This window comes from Bacillus sp. FSL H8-0547, assembly GCA_038002745.1.
In the GTDB taxonomy this organism is placed as follows: Bacteria; Bacillota; Bacilli; order Bacillales; family Bacillaceae; genus Bacillus_P.
On record JBBODD010000001.1, the window covers coordinates 893,289 to 908,271 of the forward strand.

A 14,983-nucleotide genomic window follows, 5' to 3' on the forward strand; every position below is an offset into this window, starting at 1 on the left:
ATCCCGGAATAAGCGGTAATTGCTTCTTTAACCCTCTCATGTAAAAGACAGCAGAAAGGCTGTACTTCTGTTTTTGGAATTGAAAAGTAAACCATAGAAGCGGAAAAACACCTAATAACCCATAAGAAAAGATAACGTAAAATAAGGAATCATCTTCTTTAGGCACACCCAGGATCAAACAATATCCTGTTAATAGAAGGATGCAGAACACAAGTCCTGAAAGTAAGAAGGAACGGATTTTCATGGAGTTGAACATAACATTACCTTTCATAACATGCTTTTTTTCCAAACTTTGTCTTTCATATCATAACACAAATGGAAAAACCTGTTGTCCCTTTATAACCAATATGTTCAAAAACACCTTTTTTCCGCAGAAAAAGAACCCGTGAATGCATGTATTCACGGGTTCTTTGTATATTTTTATATGAAATTTAAGTGATGCTTCCAAAATATCTGGCCAAAACTGGGTATGATTCTTTATTCCCCGGTACTAGCGGTCCACCTTCAGTTTATCCAAAAATTCAATGCGGTGCTGTTTTCTGAAATGCTCTTTGACCATGTAGGCAACTCCCTGGTCATCGTTGCTTCTTGTTATCCAGTCCGCTGCTTTTTTAACGGCATGAGGAGCATTTCCCATTGCCACACCCAAACCTGCGAGCTCAATCATGTTCATATCGTCCTCTGCATCACCGATTGCAACCATTTCCTCCTGTGCAATGCCGAGATGCTGGCCGATCAGCCTTAAACCATTTTCCTTTGAAACTCCTTTTGCTGTTATCTCAAGCATGGAAGGGTTCTTCACTCTTACTGTAATACCTTCAAACGCATTGGCAAGAAGATTCTCTGCCTCAAGGCATGACTCTGCCTCAGAGAAATAAACATCAAGCTTAGGTGCAGCGAGCGGTTCATCTCTTAAATTTTCCCCAAGCGATTCGACGAATTGAACAGGATAAAAAAGCGGATCTTTTGGACTCAGCAGCGTTTTCCCCAAAATAGAAGAAGATACCTTTTTCCGGTTGCCAAGCGAAAACCGTTCGTGCACGATGCGCACGTTGCAGTCGAACGTTTCCAGCACCTGAACGAGGTTAAATGTCTTTTCCTCTGAGATCCTGTTTTCATACAGCGATCTGTCCACTTTATCAGAAACAAACGCACCGCTGTGAGTGACCAGCAAATTATTTATCTTCAGTGCCTTTGCAAGTTTTTTTGCCATCTGAAAATGACGGCTTGTCACGAGAGTCACATAAACTCCCTTGTTTTGCACATATTGGACCGCTTCCCTTGTTGAAGGTTCAAGACGGCCGTTTGAACGGAGCAGGGTTCCGTCAATATTTAATGCCAGTAGTCGGTAGATCACAGTGAATCCCCCTTCAGCTGATGTCTGATTTCTAATATAGGAATATGTCCTTTTGAACTGAAATAGAACGATAGAAAAGCAGATATGCCTTAACAGAAAAGGAAAGAGCCATGTAATTGAACAAACGCAAACAGCTCTGAAGCATGTGCCTCAGAGCTGTTCTATAAGTTAAAACCCCGATATTTGATTTTCTCCCATTGTTTCAGGTCCTGTTACCCGCAGGATCTGAACGCAAAACGGCACTGCAGGTCATCCCCATAACCGCAGACCAAAGAATAGGTATAATAAAAACGCTTACATTTATTATTACAAGTTTTTTCCGTTTTGACAAGAGCTTTTCGCGAAAAAATGTAAGCGGTTAAATAGTTCTTTTATTTCGAAAAGTCGAATTTTAAAGCGTCGATGGGGGATGGCAGCATTATTACGGAATGGCGCTACTAATGAGGGTCCTTTTCCGACAAAAGTGGCAGTTCTCCGGGGAGTGGCGCCACTAACGAGGATCCTTCTCCGGCAAAAGTGGCAGCACCCAGGGGAGTGGCGCCACTAACGAGGATCCTTCTCCGGCAAAAGTGGCAGCACTACAGCGAATGACACCACTATTGGGTATCCTTCTCCGTTAAAAGTGGCAGCACTACAGCGAATGACGCCACTATTGGGGATCCTTCTCCGTTAAAAGTGGCAGCACTACAGCGAGTGATGCCACTAACCAGGATCCCTCTCCAAAAAAAGTGGCAGCACTACAGCGAGTAATGCCACTAACCAGGATCCCTCTCCAAAAAAAGTGGCAGCACTACAAGGATTGGCGCCACTAACGAGGATCTGATTGATAAAATATCACATGCTCAACATGAAAAAGGGTAGCTCCTCTTAGAAAGGTCCTTTCACGTAAAAAAAACCGAACTAATTATAGCTAGTTCGGTTTTTGCAATGACTTATATACGTAAGTCACATCTTCTTTTTATTACTGCTCAAGACTCCCATAAAGCTCTTCAAGCGGCTTCATGATGATTTTGTTGAGTTCTGCAATTGTCATGCTCATGCGCTGTTCTGCTTCCATGAGCTTAGAGATTTTGTCGTGCTGCTGAACGAGAGCAACGGATTTTTGCGCCTGTTCAATTTCATCCTGTGTGATTTCCTGGCCGGACATTTGCTTTTGCTGAAGGTTCAGCTGAACGTCTCTGAAGCTTTCAAACAGCGTGCGTGCCGAGCTGTCTGAGTTCACTTCATCATAAAGGTTTTTTAATGTTTTAAAATCATCGCTTTCGCGAAGTGCTTTCTCAAGGCTGTAGCCTAAATCATATACATTTGCAGACATAATTGTCCTCCTAACATCTTTTCGCCTTTTACGCAGGCTCCTACCACTATAACAGACTATTCCCGGAATTTCATTTCGTGCCCATTCCGCTAGTTCATCAGCAGGACGATTATCCCCTGAAGTGCCCCGATGAGACCTCCAAGCAGTGCGCCCAGATACGTGATCATCGTAAATTCGCGTCTTGAGATGCCAAGCACCATTTCTTCAAGCCGTGAAACTGAAAAAGATTGAACCTGTTCTTTGACAATATCGTGAAGGTGCATCTGTCCAAGCATGTGATCCAGGTTGTTATGCAGATAATCAACGGCTTTTGCCGTCATTTTTGGAATCAGGTCCTCCTGTATCCATTCAGAGTAAGGCATTAAATACTGTGAAACCGGTGCGTTCAGCCGCTCTTTGATGCCGATTTCTTTGAGGATGGCTTCTTGTGCAGCATCAGCAAGATCTTCGAGCCTGAATTTTTCCGCAGCTTCGCCAACATTCAGATTCTGTATGTTTGCCCATTCTTTTTCGAGGACAGATGTAATCAGCCGCTTTGTTTCCCCGTTGCGGAGAAATTTCAGAACTTCCGGCTGCACTTTGTCAAATACACTTGTGTTTCCGAGGAACATCTGGACCATGCCGCCGAGCATGCCCCTTTCTGCCAGAAAATCATCAATCATCCGTCTCAGGCGCTGTTTTCCTTCATCGCTCTGGAAATAGTCACTGCCTTTTTTCAGGATAAAATCTGCGGCCTGCGGAATAGACTGCTGAATTTTCTCAAGAAGTGTTTCCGGGAGAGCTTCTTTGATGGAAAGATCTTTATAATGAGCTGTTTTTTCTGCTATTTTTTTACCCAGCAGATCCTTAAGCCATCTTTCTGCCTTGTCATCCAGGTCCTTTATGCCAAAATCTGCTGCAAACTCCGTCACGGTTTTGCTGCTTGAAATCAGTTTTTCCGCTTCTTTGGCTGTCCATAATGTCAGTGTCTGATGAAACTCTTCATTGGCAAGCTTCCGCTTGATGCCGTCCGGAGTGAGGAGGTGCCCCACAACCATTTTCCCCATTTGATCTGCCAGTTCATCACGCCGTTTAGGAATCAGACCCGGAGTAAACGGAACCTTTTTCCCGAATAGATACTTTGCTTCATGCGGCTTAAATAGCATTTTGATGGCGAGATGATTTGTTACCCCGCCGATCGCCGCTCCAATCACGACCATGAATACGATTGTCATTAATGCTGTCATCTTCATCTACCTTCCAAAATCTCACCGTTTGAGTAATTTTTCATAAGATGCTTCTATCAGCTTCTGCCTATAGGAATATTATAGAGCTTGTTAGAAAAGTGAGCAAATGAGGGTTCTGTATGGTGACCGAAAAAATTCAGATTAAGGCCGCACGCAAGGAACTTCCGGGCAGATGCATTTATATCAGCCGGTCTTTACGCGAAGCGCTGAACATTCCTGCCGGCGCAAGAGTCCGGGTGATGTGCGGGAGGAATAGTCTTTTTGCACAGTTCGTAAGTATAAGGGAAGAACATTCCCTCGTCTCCATCCATCCGGAGCTTTTGAATGAACTTGCCCTGCCGATGCACCCATTTGCTGTCAGCATGACGTATGACCGGAGAGTGAAAACCGTCAAGCTTGGACCTGTGATTGCGGTGCTGACAGAATGTGAAAAAGCAGGACTGCCTCAGTCACTTGGAAAAATGGATGGCTTTTGCAGGGAGCTTGCTTCCTGCAGCCTTGAGAAAGGTGTCCTTTTTTATGTGTTTGATCTTTCAGGCTATGAAAAATCCAAAATGCGCGGGTATACGCTTTTTCAGGACAAATGGCTGGAAAGCACAGTTCCTTTCCCCGATGCTGTTCACAACCGCCTTCACTCCCGCGCGCTTGAGCAGTCGGAAGCTTTTATGGAGATGTCTTCTCATTTCATCCGGGAAAGAATTCCTTATTTCAATGACCGGTTTTTAAACAAATGGGAAGTCCATCAGATTCTAAGTCAGGCCGGAGCACTCGCGCCGCATCTGCCAAGAACAGAACTGCTTGCTTCAAAGGGGATCTTTGAGATGATGGTGAGGCTCTTCCCCGTCGTTTTTTTAAAGCCTGCAAGCGGCAGCCTGGGCAGAAGGATCTTCCGGATTTCACAGACGGATGACGGCTATGAGCTTGATTATTCGACCTTCTCAGGCCACCTGCTCAGGCATTACGTATCGGCAGATGAGCTTTTCAGGAGCCTTTATCCGAGAATAAAAGAGGAAGCTTTTATCATTCAGGAAGGCATAAGCCTGTTGACCTTTCAGGACAGACCGCTTGATTTCAGGATTCTGTGCCATAAACGGAACATGGCGGAGTGGGCTGTGACTTCGGCGGTTGCCCGTGTTTCTGCTGAAAATCAATTCGTGGCCAACCTTGCAAGGGGAGGGTCACAGCACCCGATTAAACGAATACTTGAAGAGTCATTTGCTGCAGAAGACGCATTTCACATCCGCAAGCTGATAAATGAACTGTCCATTGAAATGTCAAAAGCACTCAGCATGTATGCGGGCGGGCTGTTCGGTGAATTCGGCATTGATCTTGCCGTGGATTTGGCAGGTCGTCCCTGGATTATTGAAGTGAACACGAAACCTTCTAAACATCAGGATGACAGGACGGCAGCCGGTCCGAGACCGTCGGCCCGCGCCATTATTGATTACTCCCTTTTCCTTTGCCAAACCGGGAGAGAAAAAGATGAATCCGGAGGTGTTTTATGAGTTACCCGATCAGCCTGAGCTTTACTGACTCCTTGATGCTGACCCTCCCGTCTTCTTTCAAACATGAAGCAGCAGGCGAAATCAGCCAGGTCGTTTTTGGTTCTTTCGTACGCGGCTGCACGGTTGATTTTCATGATAAACATGAAATCAGACTGTCAAAGGATTTGTTTGATCACCTTCATCTTCCCCTTCAGAAAACACAGGTTTTTGTACACGGTGAATCTGTTTATTTTGGACCTCTTGTCGGTATTTTCACAGCTGGTTTTACGGATTCCATCCTGAGGCCCATTGGAAGCCGGTCTCTTCTGTTTGCGAAATTTCTGACTGCTCAAAGGGCTGCAGGCGTGGCAGCGTATGTTTTTGGCAGTCACTCCATTGACTGGCTTTCGGGTACAGTCAGCGCCTGTGTCTTTGATGACGATGGATGGAGGCGGACAACGCTTCCTCTGCCGAATGTGGTGTATGACCGGCTGCCGAACAGGCAGATTGAAGACCACCAGGCCATACAGGAGATCAAAAGACGTTTGAGTGTAGAATATGGGATTCCCTGGTTTAATCCCGGTTTTTTTGACAAATGGAACATCCATCAGCTCCTGCTTGCGAGTCCTGAGGCATCAGCCTATTTGCCTGAAACTTTGCAAGGTGCGGACGTGTCAGACATTCACACTATGCTTGTCCGCTGCGGCAGTGTTTTTTTAAAGCCGAAAAACGGCAGTCTCGGCCGCGGCATCTTTCAGCTTATTTATGAACCGGAAAAAAAGGAGTACTACAGCAGGTACCGCTCCGGCACTGACAGGAACATTTTGAGGAAGTACCAGTCTCTTGATGCCTTTTTTACCCATTCCTTCGGTGATCGGAATCCTGATGAGTATGTCATCCAGCAGCGCATAAAACTGCTGAAGTCAGGCAAGCAGAAAATGGACTTTCGTGTCCACACCAACAAAGACGGCAGCGGCCGTTTTCAAGTAACAGCCATCGCAGCCAAAGTAGCAGGCAGAGGAAGTGCCACAACTCATCTTGAAAACGGAGGGGCAGTCAAGACGCTCCATGAGCTTTTCCAGACTGAGGCTGAACGGAACTATGCCTTTCGGTCACTTAAGAAAGCGGCACTTCTTTTAAGTGAGGAGATTGACAAAGGCACCATCGGACACATAGGAGAAATCGGTTTTGACCTTGGCATCGATACTGACGGTGCGGTCTGGCTGTTTGAAGCAAATTCAAAGCCCGGAAGATCAATCTTTTCACATCCTGACCTCAGAGAAGCAGACAGGATGTCAACTGAGCTGTCGCTTCAATACGCGAAGTATTTGACGAGGAAGGCAATCGTCGAGCCGGAGACTTTATTTACATGACAGCGCGGCGGCCGCTTGTCGGTATTCTTGCAGGAGAAGGAATAGACGGTGCGGTCTTTCATGGAGACGGCACCTTTTTCAAAAGCCTGCAGTATGAAGTGCAAAAAGCCGGGGAATTATGCTGTGTGGTGACATTGAGCTCTTTTCATGAATCTGGAGTCAGCGGCTTTGTCTACAGCCGCAGGCATCAGCAATGGGCAAAAGTCGAGCTGCCTTTGCCGCTTGTCATCTACAACAGGCTGCCGGACCGTGCAGCAGAGGAGACGACTGGATATCGTCTGTTTATGACACGGATGAAAGCTGAAAAAATTCCGTTCTTCAACCCGTTTTTTTTCAATAAATGGGATGTCTATTGTCTTTTGAAGCAGAAACTGAATACATCCCTCCCGCGAACACACAAAGTGACGTCCCATAATGACATTCTGATGTTTATGAACGACTGTCCGTCCGCCTACTTAAAGCCGGTGGACAGCAGCCATGGCCAGGGGATTTTTCGGATTCGCAAAGCATCAGCCGGGTTCAAGCTCACGTCAGCTGACGGATCTGACACCTGCTATAAGGATTTAAGGACTGCCTGCCGTCCCTTTTTAAATGGGTATCTGATTCAGGAAGAAGCCCATACAGACACCGTCCTGGGCAGAAAATACGATTTAAGGGCACTTGTTCATTTAAGCCGCGGGGAGTTTACGATAACCGGCATTGGCGTTCGTGCTGCAGGCGGCCCAGCCCATCCGACAACGCATGTAAAATATGGAGGAACTCTCCTTCCATTTGAATCTGTCAGGGAAAAGGCTGATCTGGATCACTTGCAGGCCATCTTGAGCACAGCGGGATACGAGCTTTCCAGAAGCTTCGGGCTGATCGCGGAATTTTCTGCAGATATCGGTCTGACAGAGAAAGGTCCGGTCATCTTTGAACTGAACAGCAAACCGATGTCCTTTGATGAAGCTTCTATTCAGAAAAAACGGCTGAGCCGGATTCTTTCGCTCTTTTTTGAACTCAGTAAAGGAACCGCTTTCCAATCTCCCCGACTTCCATTAAGATAAATGTACAAGGGGGCGATGGCTGATGATTACACACTTCCAATGGAAGCCTCTTTTCAAACAGGCAAATTTGCCTGGATGGAGGGTTTCTTTTTATTTTAAAGGCATCCGTTATGATGCGATCTATCATAAAAACGGCGAAATTGAATGGGAAAAGGCTTCACCCGCAGCAGAAGATGAAGAGGCGATAAGGTCTCAGATTCATGAACTCATGCTCTTTCATGTCTATGACGGTTAATTTCCGCTTTCCCTCCGCACAATAGGGAAAAAGGAGGCGAAGCCATGAAAGAGGAACTGAAAGATACGGAGTATGAGGGCCGGGACAAAGCCTATCTGGATATCGACCGGATGATCAACGAAGGTTTGTCAGGAGGTTCTGTCCACAGCAGATATCACTCCGCAAATATTGAAGAAGCCCGCGACCTCGAACCGGAGGAGCCGCCGGCAAAAAGAGAGAGCTAGGCTATCGCCTGCTCTCTCTTTTTTATATAATAAGGACAGAACCCTTTAACCGGCAGAGAAAGGAGACAGCCTATGATTGAAAAATTAGCAGCCCATTATAAAGATGCCTTTTCTCTTGCCTTTTCGCATGAAAAGAAAGGCTACAAGTGGTATAAAACAGATGAAGGACAGGTTTTCGGCATATTAAGCGAAGCTGTAACTGAAGAAGAAGAAAATCTGCTTGCAACTCTTTATACACCCTATGACCCTGGTCTTGGTGAGCACAGCGAGCGCTCTCTCAAGTGGCTTCACTATTTGTACGGGGACGGCGGACCCCCTTTTTCCCCCTCTGCAGATGCAGTCAGATGCTATTATTTTTTCAGCAGGCAGCCTGTTTCTGACAGGCAGAGCTTTGAAGAAGCGATGCAGGGATCGATTCCATCTTCTGTTATTCTTTGGATCAGCCAGCACAAGGGCATCATCTTTGAAGATCATCCCGAGCCCGTTATTGATAAAGAAAGCATCGACCAGTGGATTGATTCGTTCACAAGTGACTTTTTCATCGAGCTTTACGTCTGCATCGGACAGCTTAACAAACTGGATGCCGGGGTAAAAGAGAGAATTCGAACTGAACAGACAGGCTTTGAAGAGATCTGTCAGTCCTTCAGGATCAAACAATGCATCACCTTCTCAGAAGCTCTTCCCGTTTTCTTTTTAAACGGCAGTGTATCTGACCAGCTCTTCTCGGAATTCCTGACAGAATCACTGACAGACACAGAGCTTGTCCAGACACTCAAGGTGTACTTTGAATGCAACCTGAATGTCTCGCTTACTGCAAAAAAACTGTACATGCACAGAAACAGCGTGCAGTACCGGATTGATAAGTTCATTGAAAAAACAGGGCTTGATGTGAAGCATTTTCATGAAGCAGCAGCAGTTTCCCTCATGATGAAGTACATCGAACAAATGGCTGATTGACTCTCTGTACACGTTGCACGAAAACCCTTACATTTTTTTGTGCAACCTGTCCATAGGCTTATCCTCTGAAATGGCTTACACTGAATCTATAAATAAAACGCTTTCACTTCAGAGGAGGATTCACATGGCTGAGCTTAAATTAGACCACATTTACAAAGTATATGACAACAAAGTAACAGCGGTTGAAGATTTCAACCTTCATATTCAGGATAAAGAATTTATCGTATTCGTAGGTCCGTCAGGCTGCGGTAAATCAACAACTCTTCGCATGATTGCAGGACTTGAAGAAATTTCAAACGGAGACTTCTCAATCGACGGAAAACGCATGAACGATGTTGCTCCTAAAGACCGCGACATCGCAATGGTATTCCAGAACTACGCGCTATACCCGCATATGTCTGTATACGACAACATGGCATTCGGACTGAAACTCCGTAAATTCCCTAAAGACGAGATCGACCGCCGAGTTAAAGATGCTTCCCGCATTCTTGGCCTTGATCAGTACTTAGACCGCAAACCAAAAGCACTTTCAGGCGGTCAGCGCCAGCGTGTTGCACTTGGACGCGCAATCGTCCGCGACGCTAAAGTATTCTTAATGGATGAGCCGCTTTCAAACCTTGATGCTAAACTGCGCGTTCAAATGCGTGCTGAAATTTCAAAGCTTCACCACCGTCTGCAAACGACTACAATCTATGTAACGCATGACCAGACAGAAGCCATGACAATGGCAACACGTCTTGTCGTCATGAAAGACGGCATCATCCAGCAGGTCGGAGCTCCTAAAGAAGTATATGAAAAGCCTGAGAACCTCTTCGTTGGAGGATTCATCGGATCACCTTCCATGAACTTCTTTACAGGCCAGCTGACTGACGGAAAGTTTGCAATCGGCACTCAATCCATCGCTGTTCCAGAAGGAAAAATGAAATACCTCCGCGAACAGGGCTATGTAGGAAAAGAACTGATCATGGGTGTGCGTCCTGAGGATATTCACGATGAGCCGGTATTCATCGATTCATCTGCAGGATCAAAAATCCAGGCTAAAATTGAAGTTTCTGAGCTTATGGGTGCAGAAACAATGCTTTATTCAAAAATTGACGGACAGGACTTCATCGCACGCGTTGATTCACGCACAGATGTAGCACCTGACCAAATCATTGAGCTTGCGCTTGATATGAACAAAGCTCACTTCTTCGATAAAGATTCAGAAGCGCGCATTCGTCCTGCGAGCGAGAAATAAGAAAAGCGGAAGCGTCCATTTAGCGCAGGTAAACAGAAAAGAAATCCCCCAAAAAGTCCGGTTTTGACTTATTGGGGGATTTTGTTCTGGCAGAGGAGCTGGATGGTGGAGCTAGACATCGAAGCGCTAAACTTACTTATTTTTGAGAAATAAGAAAAGCGGAAACGCAAAAACTGCCTGAGACAGCTCAGGCAGTTTTTTTATGCAGACTTATTCCTGAATCTCCCTTGCCTCTTCATGCAAACAGTTCATACATGAAAACAAATGCACACAGCGGTGTGCTTCAAGTGATTCCCGCACTCCGTCAAACAGCTTCATTGTATCAATCTCCATATACGCACTGTATTCATCAAGGTAATCTGTCATTTTCCCATGATCAATCATAACAGTCTGGCAGTTTGGACAGCTTGCAGCGCCTGCTTCATCGCTGAATCCATTGCATAGCGGACACATATTCATTCTGATCACCTGCGGACGAGTTTTTTTCTATCTTCCCTTACTTTCTTCTACTTTATGTAACATGCAATTTTCCATAATATTTACCATTTTAGGTTCGTGCATAATACCGCTCATTCTACCCATAATACCTAGTAACAGCAACGAACAACCCGCTGCCAACTCACATAGTGGGTTAGCCGAGACGGCCATGAACCTCATGCACTGGTGCAACTCCAGAGAACCCAAAAAAAACTATACTACATCAAGGAGTGTTATTACATGGCACAATCACGCAGCAATTCTTCAAACCAACTAGTTGTACCTGGTGCACAACAAGCAATCGATCAAATGAAGTACGAAATCGCTTCTGAGTTCGGAGTTAACCTTGGACCAGAAACAACAGCTCGTGCTAACGGTTCTGTTGGCGGCGAAATCACTAAGCGTTTAGTTTCTTACGCTCAATCTAACATGGGCGGCAAATTCTAATAACACAACTGCATAACATGGCTTAAAGGACCCCCGGCATTCTGCTGGGGTCTTCTTTGTTAATTTTGAAGGTTTACCCGTTCCCTTTCGCTCCAGTCACTTGCTTTCCGCGGGGAGTGCCTGGAGCCTCCTCGCTGCGCTTGCGGGGTCTCCAGCGCCCTCTTCATCCCGCAGGAGTCAAGTGCCTTCCGCTGCAGTCCACTAAATTTCTGATTGTATTTACTCAAAGCAGAGCTGTTCATAAAAAGAACCTTCATCATTCTCCCTATAATCCAAAGTAGTTTCTTCCCGCTAGTATCAAACAAGTTCCTGCTTCCATATATATAGAGAAAACGTCCATGAGGAGAATGCTCCATGCTCGAAGCGATTGATTGGAAAGCGGTCACTTTCGTTTGTGTAAGTCTTGCGCATGAGATGGTTGTCCATCTTAACATGCCCCGGGTGTATTATTTTGAACAGGAAAAAAAAGAGCTGATAAAGCAGGCAAAATAAAAAGAGCAGGCTTTCCGCCTACTCTTCAAGCTTTCTGAGGAATTTTTTCGTCCGTTCTTCTTTTGGCGAGTTGAACAAGGCTTCCGGTGTGCCCTGTTCGACAATGACTCCCCCGTCCATGAAGATCACTTCATCAGCTGCTTCTTTTGCAAATCTCATTTCATGCGTTACGACAACCATTGTCATTCCATCAGTTGCGAGATCCTTCATTACTTTCAGTACTTCACCTACTAATTCCGGATCAAGCGCAGAGGTTGGTTCATCAAACAGCATAACCTTAGGTTCCATCGCAAGAGCTCTTGCAATGCCTACACGCTGCTGCTGGCCGCCTGAGAGCTGAAACGGATAGAAATCCATTTTGTCTCCCAGGCCGACTTTCTCAAGCAGGACCTTCGCTTTGTTTCTCGCTGTTTCTTTGTCTGTTTTCTTAACAATCACTGGCCCTTCAATGACATTTTCCAGGGCTGTTTTATGAGGAAACAGATTATAGTTTTGAAAAACCATTCCTGTATTGCTTCTGAATTGTGTAATGGTTTTCTTAGGGACAGGCTTAGTAAAATCAAGTGTTTGCTGATCAAGCGTAATCCTGCCTTTATTCGGCATCTCAAGCACGTTCAAACACCGCAAAAACGTTGTTTTGCCCGAACCTGAAGGACCGATGACAACGACTACTTTCCCTTTTGGAATATCAAGATTGATTCCTTTTAAAACGTCCAGTTCACCAAAGCTTTTGTGCAGCTCTTTAATTGAGATCATGCGTATTCTCCTTTCTTATTTTGCAACATAGCGGTCCAGCTTTCCTTCAATCTGCTGCTGAACGACAGAAAGGATAAAACAGATGATCCAGTACAAGAGTCCTGCCATGGAGTACATCAGCAGAAATTCGTAATTCGTTGAAGCAATTTCCTGAGCCTTTCTGAACATCTCTGTTACAAGAATTAATGAGGCAAGTGACGTGTCTTTCACCAGACTGATGAACGTATTTGAAAGCGGCGGTATCGACACCCTCGCTGCCTGCGGCAGAACGATGCGTTTCAGTGTCTGGGAATAGCTCATTCCAATTGAGTATCCCGCCTCCCACTGGCCTTTCGGTGTTGACAGAATCGCCGCTCTCATGATTTCAGAAGCATAGGCCCCGACATTCAGAGAAAAACCGATAATTGCTGAAATGAACGGGCTGATTGTCACCCCGATACTCGGCAGGCCGTAAAAGATAATGAACAGCTGGACAAGCAGCGGCGTGCCTCTGATAATGGAGACATAAAACCGTGCGATCCACTGCAGAGGCTTAACCGTTGAAATTCTCGCAAGAGCTGTCAGGACGGCTAAAATCAGTCCGATTGCAAACGTGATAAGCGTAAGCGGCAGGGTATAATACAAAGCTCCCTTCACCAAAGGGAGAAGGGAACTTTGTGCAATATTGGCCAAACGTTCTAAACGTTCAGGATCTGCAAAAATGTTATTCAGATACATCTTCGCCAAACCATTTCTCTGAAATCTTCTTGTACGTGCCGTCTTCTTTCATTTCAGCAAGTGCTTTATTGACCTCATCCACTAATTTTCCGCTGTCTTTACGGAACATCAGACCGCTTTGTGCAGCATCCTTGCTTTCATCCACGATTTGAATCGGTGCGTTTTTGCGCTGATTCTGGAAATCGAGAACAGAAAGCTTATCATTGATGGTTGCATCAACACGTTTGGAATTGATTAAATCGATTGCCTGTGTAAACCCTTCAACACCTACAAGCTCAGCTCCGTTTTCTTTCGCAATTTCACCGTAGTTGCTTGTAAGGGATTGAGCCGCTTTTTTGCCTTCAAGATCTTTAAATGACTTAATGTCTTTGTTGTCTTTATGAGTGACAAGTACAGCTGCAGATGAAATGTACGGATCAGAGAATGCATACTTCTCTTCGCGTTCAGGTTTAATGCCGACCTGGTTTGCAATCATGTCAAAACGCTTGGCATCAAGCCCTGCAAACATGGCATCCCACTGTGTTTCTTTAAACTCCGCTTTCACGCCAAGTCGTTTAGCAACCTCTTGTGCAATTTCCACATCGAAGCCTGTCAGTTTGTTGCTGTCATCATGAAACGTAAACGGCGGGTATGTACCCTCTGTACCAATCACAAGCACGCCTTCTTCTTTTACTTTATCGTAAAGTCCGGCGTCACCAGCCTGCTCTCCTCCGTTCTTTTTATCGCCGCCTGTTCCGCAGGCAGCTAAAATCAGCGCTGAGACTGATAAAAGTGCAATTAAGCTGAATAATTTCTTCATTGTTAAACCCCCAGTAACCTTATCGGATTTTATATTCATTACGTTAGAATATTACTCGGATTGCATATGGCTGTCAATCTATTTGTTTCCGCTTTTTTAGTGTAACCAGTTCTTGCCTGCGTATGTTTTTATTCTGAGGGTATTTTAAAGTACACTAAAAGAAAAGAACTGGAGACTGATACGATGAACATTGCTTTATTCGGAGGAACCGGAAGAGTCGGCAGAGCTTTCTTAAAAACAGCTTTAGAAGAAAACCACCATGTGAGGATGCTTGCTCGTGATCCGCAGCAAGTTGAGGCTCATGTACAGGTCATTGCGGGAAATGCGAGAGAGCTTTCAAGCATTGAAAAAACGTTGACCGGCTGTGACGCAGTAGTAAGCTGTCTTGGCACTGACGGCAATGATACTCTGACAGTTGCTGTGCCTCTGATCATTTCAGCTATGAAAAAAGAAGGCATAAACAGGATTATTACAATTGGAACAGCAGGGATTTTGCAGGCAAGAACGGCACCTGATCTGTACAGATTTCAGTCAGGCGAATCCCGCAGAACCCTCACCCGCGCAGCTAACGAACATTTAAATGCCTATTTGTCCCTGAAAGAATCGGGGCTGGACTGGACTGTCGTATGCCCGACCTATTTGCCGGATGGGGAATTGACAAAAACATTTAGAATGGAAGAAGATTTTCTGCCTGAGGAAGGAAAACAAATTTCTGCAGAAGATACGGGATATTTTGCCTATAAAGTGCTTGCGGAAGATCTTTATGTGAAAAAACGCGTTGGAATTGCTTACTGACAACATGAAACAACTTAAAAAGAGCGCCCGATGAGGACGCTCTTCT

17 protein-coding genes are annotated in these 14,983 nt (G+C 45.3%); 10 read left to right on the forward strand and 7 right to left on the reverse strand.

The genetic code is table 11. From position 1 onward, the window contains the following. Positions 1-490: 490 nt before the first annotated feature. The 3 genes from MHB63_04415 to MHB63_04425 all read right to left on the reverse strand — a co-directional run bounded on the left by MHB63_04415 (position 491) and on the right by MHB63_04425 (position 3,898). Positions 491-1,357: a Cof-type HAD-IIB family hydrolase gene (locus tag MHB63_04415; protein MEK3805836.1), complete on the reverse strand. Its 867-nt coding sequence runs from the start codon at positions 1,355-1,357 to the stop codon at positions 491-493. A gap of 961 nt (positions 1,358-2,318) precedes the next feature. Beyond that, entirely contained in the window at positions 2,319-2,672 is a 354-nt protein-coding gene (locus MHB63_04420; GenBank protein MEK3805837.1) for a YlbF family regulator, read from the reverse strand. Positions 2,673-2,761: 89 nt separating this feature from the next. Beyond that, positions 2,762-3,898 carry a DUF445 family protein gene (locus tag MHB63_04425; protein ID MEK3805838.1) on the reverse strand — a complete coding sequence of 379 codons (1,137 nt, stop codon included), beginning with the start codon at positions 3,896-3,898 and terminating at the stop codon, positions 2,762-2,764. A gap of 119 nt (positions 3,899-4,017) precedes the next feature. On the opposite strand from MHB63_04425, the gene MHB63_04430 reads away from it, so the two are divergent. The 7 genes from MHB63_04430 (at position 4,018) to ugpC (ending at position 10,454) form a co-directional block, all read left to right on the forward strand. After that, positions 4,018-5,403, forward strand: a complete 1,386-nt coding sequence (locus MHB63_04430) for a YheC/YheD family protein (GenBank protein MEK3805839.1) — start codon at positions 4,018-4,020, stop codon at positions 5,401-5,403. Then, positions 5,400-6,755, forward strand: coding sequence for a YheC/YheD family protein (locus MHB63_04435; protein ID MEK3805840.1), 1,356 nt, complete (start codon positions 5,400-5,402; stop codon positions 6,753-6,755). Before MHB63_04430 ends, MHB63_04435 begins: the two co-directional genes overlap by 4 nt. Continuing rightward, positions 6,752-7,801 (forward strand): YheC/YheD family protein, encoded by a 1,050-nt coding sequence (locus MHB63_04440; protein MEK3805841.1) that lies wholly within the window; start codon positions 6,752-6,754, stop codon positions 7,799-7,801. The genes MHB63_04435 and MHB63_04440 overlap by 4 nt, the downstream gene beginning before the upstream one ends. A 22-nt stretch (positions 7,802-7,823) precedes the next feature. Next, positions 7,824-8,036 (forward strand): YheE family protein, encoded by a 213-nt coding sequence (locus MHB63_04445; protein MEK3805842.1) that lies wholly within the window; start codon positions 7,824-7,826, stop codon positions 8,034-8,036. Positions 8,037-8,080: 44 nt separating this feature from the next. After that, positions 8,081-8,260 (forward strand): hypothetical protein, encoded by a 180-nt coding sequence (locus MHB63_04450; protein ID MEK3805843.1) that lies wholly within the window; start codon positions 8,081-8,083, stop codon positions 8,258-8,260. Positions 8,261-8,332: 72 nt separating this feature from the next. After that, complete coding sequence (locus MHB63_04455) at positions 8,333-9,217, forward strand: helix-turn-helix domain-containing protein (GenBank protein MEK3805844.1); 885 nt, start codon at positions 8,333-8,335, stop codon at positions 9,215-9,217. 124 nt (positions 9,218-9,341) lie between these two features. After that, positions 9,342-10,454, forward strand: a complete 1,113-nt coding sequence (gene ugpC / locus MHB63_04460; GenBank protein MEK3805845.1) for a sn-glycerol-3-phosphate ABC transporter ATP-binding protein UgpC — start codon at positions 9,342-9,344, stop codon at positions 10,452-10,454. A 210-nt stretch (positions 10,455-10,664) separates the two neighbouring features. Here the strand turns inward: ugpC and MHB63_04465 are convergent, their stop codons facing one another. Further along, entirely contained in the window at positions 10,665-10,913 is a 249-nt protein-coding gene (locus tag MHB63_04465; protein ID MEK3805846.1) for a hypothetical protein, read from the reverse strand. 258 nt (positions 10,914-11,171) lie between these two features. Here MHB63_04465 and MHB63_04470 point away from each other — a divergent pair, with 258 nt between their 5' ends. Further along, a complete protein-coding gene (locus MHB63_04470) occupies positions 11,172-11,378 on the forward strand; it encodes an alpha/beta-type small acid-soluble spore protein (GenBank protein MEK3805847.1) in 207 nt (68 codons plus the stop codon). A 354-nt stretch (positions 11,379-11,732) separates the two neighbouring features. Further along, the gene (locus MHB63_04475) at positions 11,733-11,870 is read left to right on the forward strand and encodes a hypothetical protein (protein ID MEK3805848.1); all 138 of its coding nucleotides are present in this window, start codon (positions 11,733-11,735) and stop codon (positions 11,868-11,870) included. 18 nt (positions 11,871-11,888) lie between these two features. Here MHB63_04475 and MHB63_04480 read toward each other — a convergent pair whose 3' ends face one another. Genes MHB63_04480 through MHB63_04490 form a run of 3 tightly spaced genes read right to left on the reverse strand, consistent with a single transcriptional unit; the run spans position 11,889 to position 14,142 of the window. Further along, a complete protein-coding gene (locus MHB63_04480) occupies positions 11,889-12,626 on the reverse strand; it encodes an amino acid ABC transporter ATP-binding protein (protein MEK3805849.1) in 738 nt (245 codons plus the stop codon). A 15-nt stretch (positions 12,627-12,641) separates the two neighbouring features. Beyond that, positions 12,642-13,343: an amino acid ABC transporter permease gene (locus tag MHB63_04485; GenBank protein MEK3805850.1), complete on the reverse strand. Its 702-nt coding sequence runs from the start codon at positions 13,341-13,343 to the stop codon at positions 12,642-12,644. Next, on the reverse strand, positions 13,330-14,142 hold the full coding sequence (locus MHB63_04490; protein MEK3805851.1) for an amino acid ABC transporter substrate-binding protein: 813 nt from the start codon (positions 14,140-14,142) through the stop codon (positions 13,330-13,332). The genes MHB63_04485 and MHB63_04490 overlap by 14 nt, the downstream gene beginning before the upstream one ends. A 183-nt stretch (positions 14,143-14,325) precedes the next feature. On the opposite strand from MHB63_04490, the gene MHB63_04495 reads away from it, so the two are divergent. Beyond that, a complete protein-coding gene (locus MHB63_04495) occupies positions 14,326-14,937 on the forward strand; it encodes an NAD(P)H-binding protein (protein MEK3805852.1) in 612 nt (203 codons plus the stop codon). The last annotated feature ends 46 nt before the right edge of the window (positions 14,938-14,983 follow it).

Bases quoted from the DNA above. Each gene is read 5' to 3' on its own strand.
- MHB63_04475 (MEK3805848.1), top strand. From the start codon at position 11,733: ATGCTCGAAGCGATTGATTGGAAAGCGGTCACTTTCGTTTGTGTAAGT.
- MHB63_04450 (MEK3805843.1), top strand. From the start codon at position 8,081: ATGAAAGAGGAACTGAAAGATACGGAGTATGAGGGCCGGGACAAAGCC.
- MHB63_04485 (MEK3805850.1), bottom strand. From the start codon at position 13,343: ATGTATCTGAATAACATTTTTGCAGATCCTGAACGTTTAGAACGTTTG.
- MHB63_04480 (MEK3805849.1), bottom strand. From the start codon at position 12,626: ATGATCTCAATTAAAGAGCTGCACAAAAGCTTTGGTGAACTGGACGTT.
- MHB63_04440 (MEK3805841.1), top strand. From the start codon at position 6,752: ATGACAGCGCGGCGGCCGCTTGTCGGTATTCTTGCAGGAGAAGGAATA.
- MHB63_04425 (MEK3805838.1), bottom strand. From the start codon at position 3,898: ATGACAGCATTAATGACAATCGTATTCATGGTCGTGATTGGAGCGGCG.
- MHB63_04470 (MEK3805847.1), top strand. From the start codon at position 11,172: ATGGCACAATCACGCAGCAATTCTTCAAACCAACTAGTTGTACCTGGT.
- ugpC (MEK3805845.1), top strand. From the start codon at position 9,342: ATGGCTGAGCTTAAATTAGACCACATTTACAAAGTATATGACAACAAA.
- MHB63_04465 (MEK3805846.1), bottom strand. From the start codon at position 10,913: ATGAATATGTGTCCGCTATGCAATGGATTCAGCGATGAAGCAGGCGCT.
- MHB63_04445 (MEK3805842.1), top strand. From the start codon at position 7,824: ATGATTACACACTTCCAATGGAAGCCTCTTTTCAAACAGGCAAATTTG.
- MHB63_04455 (MEK3805844.1), top strand. From the start codon at position 8,333: ATGATTGAAAAATTAGCAGCCCATTATAAAGATGCCTTTTCTCTTGCC.
- MHB63_04490 (MEK3805851.1), bottom strand. From the start codon at position 14,142: ATGAAGAAATTATTCAGCTTAATTGCACTTTTATCAGTCTCAGCGCTG.
- MHB63_04430 (MEK3805839.1), top strand. From the start codon at position 4,018: ATGGTGACCGAAAAAATTCAGATTAAGGCCGCACGCAAGGAACTTCCG.
- MHB63_04435 (MEK3805840.1), top strand. From the start codon at position 5,400: ATGAGTTACCCGATCAGCCTGAGCTTTACTGACTCCTTGATGCTGACC.
- MHB63_04495 (MEK3805852.1), top strand. From the start codon at position 14,326: ATGAACATTGCTTTATTCGGAGGAACCGGAAGAGTCGGCAGAGCTTTC.
- MHB63_04420 (MEK3805837.1), bottom strand. From the start codon at position 2,672: ATGTCTGCAAATGTATATGATTTAGGCTACAGCCTTGAGAAAGCACTT.